The following is a 5,620-nucleotide window of genomic DNA, read 5'->3' on the forward strand; positions in this document are numbered from 1 at the left end:
CTGCACGCCACCCGCCGCGTCAGCTCCGGGATCTCCCCACCCGACCACGACTCCAACGACACTGAACATCACCGCCAACGAACTCGATCCTCCGCTCACCATCCCGCTTCGGCACCAAGCACGAGGGCAGATTTGAGAGATCAGCAACGGGGTCCTCCAGGGAGGGGAGCCTTCAAAGATGTGCCTCGCTGGTGGTGCACGGGCGGGTGCGGCCCGAACCTGGGCCGGTGGATGCATTTACCAACCTTTCAGGTTCTGAAGTTCATTCCGGCGGCTCGTGGTGACGTGGGTCATGTCGCCGTGGGGTCGGTCTCGTGTCGGCGCCGCTCCAGGTAGGCTCGCTCGGCCTCGCTCCCGGCCAGCTCGGCGGCCCGGCCGTACTCCGCGGCCGCCTCCGCGGTGCGGCCCAGGCGGCGCAGCAGGTCGGCGCGGACGGCGTGCAGCACGTGATACCGGCCGAGATCCAGGGAGTCGACGAGATCGAGTGCCCTGGCCGGCCCCTGGACCTCGGCCACGGCGACCGCACGGTTCAGGGCGACGACCGGGGACGGTGCCAGGGCCATGAGCTGGTCGTACAGGCGCAGGATCTGGCCCCAGTCGGTGGTCTCGGCGCTGGGCGCGTCGCTGTGCACGGCGTTGACGGCGGCCTGGATCTGGTACGGGCCCGGCCGGTTCCGGCGCAGGCAGCGGCGGACCAGGTCCTGGCCCTCGGCGATCAGCTCGCGGTCCCACAGCGTGCGGTCCTGCTCGGGCAGCGGGACGAGGACGCCGTCCGCGCCCTGCCGGACCGGCCGCCGGGACTCGGTCAGCAGCATCAGCGCGATCAGGCCGGTGACCTCGGGCTCGTCCGGCAGCAGGGCGGCGAGCAGCCGGCCGAGGCGGAGGGCCTCCGCACACAGGGCGGAGTCGCCGGTGTAGCCCTCGTTGAAGATCAGGTAGATGACGGCGAGGACGCCGCCGAGCCGCTCGGGCAGGTCGGGGTCGCGGGGCACCCGGTACGGGATGCCCGCGTCGCGGATCTTGGCCTTGGCCCGTACCAACCGCTGGGCGAGGGTCGGCTCCGGCACCAGGAAGGCACGGGCGATCTGGGCGGTGCTCAGGCCGCCGAGCAGGCGCAGGGTGAGGGCGACCCGGGCCTGCAGGGCGAGCGTGGGATGGCAGCAGGTGAAGATCAGGCGGAGCCGGTCGTCGCGCACGGGGCCCTCCTCGGGCGGTGCGTCGGACGCGTGCAGGTCGGGTGTGTACAGGTGGGGCGCGTACAGCCGGGCGGCGTCGGCGTGCCGGGCGTCCCGGGAGGACTCGCGGCGGACCCGGTCGATGGCCCGGTTGCGTGCGGTGGTGATGATCCAGCCGGCCGGGCTCGGCGGCACGCCGGATTCCGGCCAGGTGCGTACGGCGGTGGTGAAGGCCTCCTGCACCGCTTCCTCGGCGAGGTCGATGTCGCCGAGGAAGCGGACGAGGACGGAGACCGCGCGTCCGTACTCGGCACGGAAGACGGCCTCGACATCGCCAGTGTCCGGCATGTGCGCCCCTGCCCTTCTGTGCGATCACGCCGCGACCCGGACGAGGCCGGCCGTAGGGTGGAGTGCGGCCCGGCGGACGGCAATGATCCTGCGGTGGCCGGTCGTCGGAAGCGTAGGGGCTCGATCATGCCCAGCACCGCAGGCAGGCGCGGACTTCTCGGCCGCTGCGCGTCTGATGGACCTCGGTCGACTGGGCGAGGGAGTCGACGATGCCGGTGCCGCGGCCGTGCTCGTCCGGTGCGACGTCGCGGTGACCGTGCTCGACCGCGGTTCCCGAGTCGCTGACCACGATGTGCAGGGTGCCGTCGTCGAGGACGAGCAGCAGCGTCATGCGTTCGCGGCCGTACTGGGCGGCGTTGGCGGCGAGTTCGTCGACGATGAGGACGGCGGAGTCCCGCTCGCTCTCGGGTACGCGCCAGCACTCCAGCAGGTCCGCCGTGAGATGACGAGCCGCGGAAACGTGCGCCTCCTGCGCGGGCAGGGTGAGCATCGCCTGGTGGTGGCAGGACCGTGGGGGAAGTGAGCCGGCACGGGCGGAATCGGTCACGTACATGGTCATCTGGCTCTTCTGCGTCGGAACCTGTGTGTGAGCACTCATTCAGTTCTACGGGCGACGAGCGCAGATGGTTCGAGCGATTTGCCCCTTTTATTGCGCTTCTTGGACGTGAGTCGGCTACTAAGCGGTGATCCGCGCCGCCCCGCCCGTCTCACGCCCGGATCGTGACCAGCTTCTGGCCGTTGCCGGCGATGATCTCGAAGTGTTCGATGGCCGCCGGGGACAGGGGGACCGCCCCGGGGACGGTGGTTCCGGGCGGGTAGGTGCCCGCGCGCCAGGTGGCGGCGTCCGCCCTGGTGCCACCGGGCCCGACCGCCTGCAACCGGCAGGTGATTCCCGCGGGTGCCCCGTGGGCGGAGACCTCCAGGACACTGCCCCAGGCCGAGGGTGAGACCCGCACCGAAGCGGTGACGCCGGTGGCCCGATCGTTTCCGGAGAAGGTGCGCGTCGGAGCCGGCGTGGTCGGTCCTGGCGGTGTCCCCTGACCGACCACGGATCCACCGATCGCCAGCCATGTGCCGCCGACCGCCGCTCCGGCGACGAGCGTCAGCGAGGCGGCCACACCGGCCAGTTGCAGCCGCCAGGCCCTGCGGCGCCTGGCGGCGGCCTGCTGAAGCATCCGGTCGAGCAGTCCCGTCCCGGAACCCCGAGGCGCCGCGGACGTGCCGGGCGGCGCCTCGGGCGGACCCCCGGTGCTCTCCGCCGCCCGCCGCACCAGCCGATCGGCCGGGTCCTCTTCTCCGACGGGCACGGGCCGGCCCACGGCTTCCGCCGCGGTGACCGTCGCGAGCAGCGCCGGAAGTCCGGCCAACTCGGCGTGTTCCGCCCTGCACTCGTCGCATTCCGCGAGGTGCGCACGTACCCGTGCCGTCTCCGCCGGGGACAGCGCGCCCAGGACGTATCCGCCCAGCGCCACCCGGAGGGCGTCGTGGTCCGCGTTCATGGCCGGCACCTCCTCCATGCCGTGGTCATGGCTCGAAGCCTCGCTCCCGCAGTGCCAGCCGGAGGGCGTGCAAGGCGTAGTACGTCCGCGATTTGACGGTGCCCGGCGGGATGCCCAGCACCTGCGCGGCCTCCGCCACGGTCCGGCCCCGGTAGTACGTCTCCAGCAGTACGGCGCGGTGGTCGGGGGACAGCGCCCGGACGGCCTCGGCCACGGCCCAGCTCTGCAGCGCCTTCTCGATCCGGTCCTCGCCCGGTGTCTGCTCCGCGACCCGCTCCAGGGCCTCGCCGCCCACCTCCGCCGGCCTCGCCTGCCGAGCCCGGTGCGTGTCGATGACCAGGCGCCGGGCGACCGTGCACAGCCAGGCGCGCGCCGGACCACGTGCGGGTTCGAACGCGGAGGGGTGCTGCCATGCCCGCAACAACGTCTCCTGGACGACATCCTCGGCCCACTGCCGGTCTCCTGACGTCAGTCGCAGTACGTAGCGGAACAGAGGACCTGCGTGCTCGGCGTACAGAGCCCGGAGCAGGTCCTCGTCCGTGGTCGAAATGGTCCCGCTACCCGAGACACGGCGCCCGGAGCGATGGGGATCGGCCGTTTCACCACGTTTTCGGGCACTCCATGGCATAAGCAGATCATCACGCATATGTATCTGTTTGTCGTGTCATAACCAGTGACTTCTGAGAAGTCTGACAAAAGATGCGTATCCACGGAACCATCCGATACCGCCCCCCGTGAAACCAGGCACGAGCCGTCCCACCCGGCATCACCCGATCAGTGGGGAATGAACATCATGTACGTCAACTTCGGCCCTGCGGGCTGCCTTTCGCGCTGTGTGGCCGGGCTGGCCGTCGCCGGCGCCGGTGTCCTGGGGCTCCTGAGCGCGTGCGGCCCGTCGCCCCGTTCCGCGGACCCCGGCACCCTCACGCCCGGCCCGGGTCAGCATCAGCCGGCCGGTATGCCCGGCACCTCGGCGAGACCTGGCATGACCATGTCCGTGGCCCCTTCGGGCAGGAGCACGGCCGCGACACCGGTGTCCGCGGACACCGTGGCGATCAAGAACTTCGCGTTCGCCCCGGCCACGCTGAAGGTCAGGACAGGCACGACGGTGACCTGGACCAATCAGGACACCGACGCCCACACCGTCACCAGCTCCGGCTCGGGCGGCCCGCTTCACTCGCCCACCCTCGCCACGCACGGCACCTACACCTACACGTTCACCAAGCCCGGCAGCTACGCCTACCTCTGCGCCATCCATCCGTTCATGACCGGCACCGTGGAGGTGACCTCATGACCGCATACGACGACCACCAGAGCCCGGCACCGGTCACTGACGCCGACGAACCCACTTCCGAACACGGCATGACGCGACGTCAACTCATGCGGCACGCCGGATGGTTCGGTGGGGCCGTCGTACTCACCGTGGCCGGCGGAGAGGTGATCAGCCATGTCGCCGGCTCCCGGGACGCCATCGCCGGGGCCGCCGCGGCACCGGGCGGTCCACTGCGGTTCGTGCAGGTCTCCGACAGCCACATCGGCTTCCAGGGCCCGGCCAACACGGACGTGGTCGGCTCGTTCACCGAAGCGATCCATCAGGTCAACGGGCTCGGGTTCAGGCCCGACTTCGTCATGCACAGCGGCGACCTGACACACCTGTCCACGGCGGGACAGTTCGACCAGGTCAGGCAGATGATGGCCGGGCTGCGGACGGATCGTGTCTTCACCGTGCCGGGCGAGCACGACTCCATCGGCGACGCGGGCCGCGCCTACCGGCGGATCTTCGGCAAGGGCACGCTCGGCGACGGCTGGTACAGCTTCGACACCCACGGCGTGCACTTCCTCGCCCTGGTCAACACCCTGAGCCCGGAGAAGCTCGGTCACCTCGGCACCGAGCAGATCGATTTCGTCCGCAAGGACCTCGCCGGCCTGCCGTCGGACACACCCGTCGTGGTCTTCAGCCACATCCCGCTGTTCGCCATGTACCCGAAGTGGGGCTGGAGCACGGACGACGCGCTGAAGGTGATCGCGCTGCTGCGCCGCTTCTCTTCTGTCACCTGCCTCAACGGACACGTCCACCAGCTGTTCACCAAGACGGAGGGCAACATCACCTTCCACTCCGCCACCACCACCGCCTACCCGCTGCCCAAGCCGGGGCGGGGACCCGCCCCCACTCCCCAGGTCGTGCCCGCCCGGCAGCTGAAGGACGCGCTCGGCATCCGCACCGTGGGCTACCGGCGGGGAGAGCAGCAGCTGGCGGTCAAGGACGAGAGGCTGGCATGAGCCCGCGAGACCCCTCGCCACCGCTCAGGGGCGCCGCGGCCGGTACGGCCCTCGGCGCCCTGCGCGGCTTCATCGGCTCGCGCACCGCAGGCAGGGCACCCACGTTCCCGGCCGCGCCCGGATCACCTCGCGACCGCCCGTCGCGGCCGCGAGGTGATCCGGCGGGACGAGGCTCACCAACTTCATTAGCTGTCCCTAGTGTTGCGCATGTATAGTTGTATGCATTGAGTTGCTGCGTATGTCCAAGGCTGCGAAGTGTCTCGTGATTCACCCGATGACGCCGCGCCAGTGGGCGTTGGACGGCAAGATCCCGTTCAC

General features: G+C 70.6%; 6 protein-coding genes. 2 read left to right on the top strand and 4 right to left on the bottom strand.

Features of this window, described 5'->3' with window-relative positions:
• Positions 1-290: 290 nt before the first annotated feature.
• The 4 genes from AB0M27_RS46340 to AB0M27_RS46355 form a co-directional block, all read right to left on the bottom strand.
• Entirely contained in the window at positions 291-1,523 is a 1,233-nt protein-coding gene (locus AB0M27_RS46340) for an RNA polymerase sigma factor (protein ID WP_365732223.1), read from the bottom strand.
• Between the two features lie 124 nt (positions 1,524-1,647).
• Positions 1,648-2,082, bottom strand: coding sequence for an ATP-binding protein (locus AB0M27_RS46345; RefSeq protein WP_365732224.1), 435 nt, complete (start codon positions 2,080-2,082; stop codon positions 1,648-1,650).
• Positions 2,083-2,230: 148 nt separating this feature from the next.
• Positions 2,231-3,022, bottom strand: a complete 792-nt coding sequence (locus tag AB0M27_RS46350) for an anti-sigma factor (protein ID WP_365732225.1) — start codon at positions 3,020-3,022, stop codon at positions 2,231-2,233.
• 25 nt (positions 3,023-3,047) lie between these two features.
• Positions 3,048-3,668, bottom strand: coding sequence for a sigma-70 family RNA polymerase sigma factor (locus tag AB0M27_RS46355; RefSeq protein ID WP_365732226.1), 621 nt, complete (start codon positions 3,666-3,668; stop codon positions 3,048-3,050).
• Between the two features lie 138 nt (positions 3,669-3,806).
• Here AB0M27_RS46355 and AB0M27_RS46360 point away from each other — a divergent pair, with 138 nt between their 5' ends.
• Together AB0M27_RS46360 and AB0M27_RS46365 are read left to right on the top strand one after the other, a co-directional pair.
• Complete coding sequence (locus AB0M27_RS46360; RefSeq protein WP_365732227.1) at positions 3,807-4,316, top strand: cupredoxin family copper-binding protein; 510 nt, start codon at positions 3,807-3,809, stop codon at positions 4,314-4,316.
• Positions 4,313-5,302, top strand: a complete 990-nt coding sequence (locus AB0M27_RS46365) for a metallophosphoesterase (RefSeq protein WP_365732228.1) — start codon at positions 4,313-4,315, stop codon at positions 5,300-5,302. Before AB0M27_RS46360 ends, AB0M27_RS46365 begins: the two co-directional genes overlap by 4 nt.
• Positions 5,303-5,620: the final 318 nt, after the last annotated feature.

Source organism: Streptomyces sp. NPDC052107, assembly GCF_040680215.1.
Taxonomy (GTDB): Bacteria; Actinomycetota; Actinomycetes; order Streptomycetales; family Streptomycetaceae; genus Streptomyces.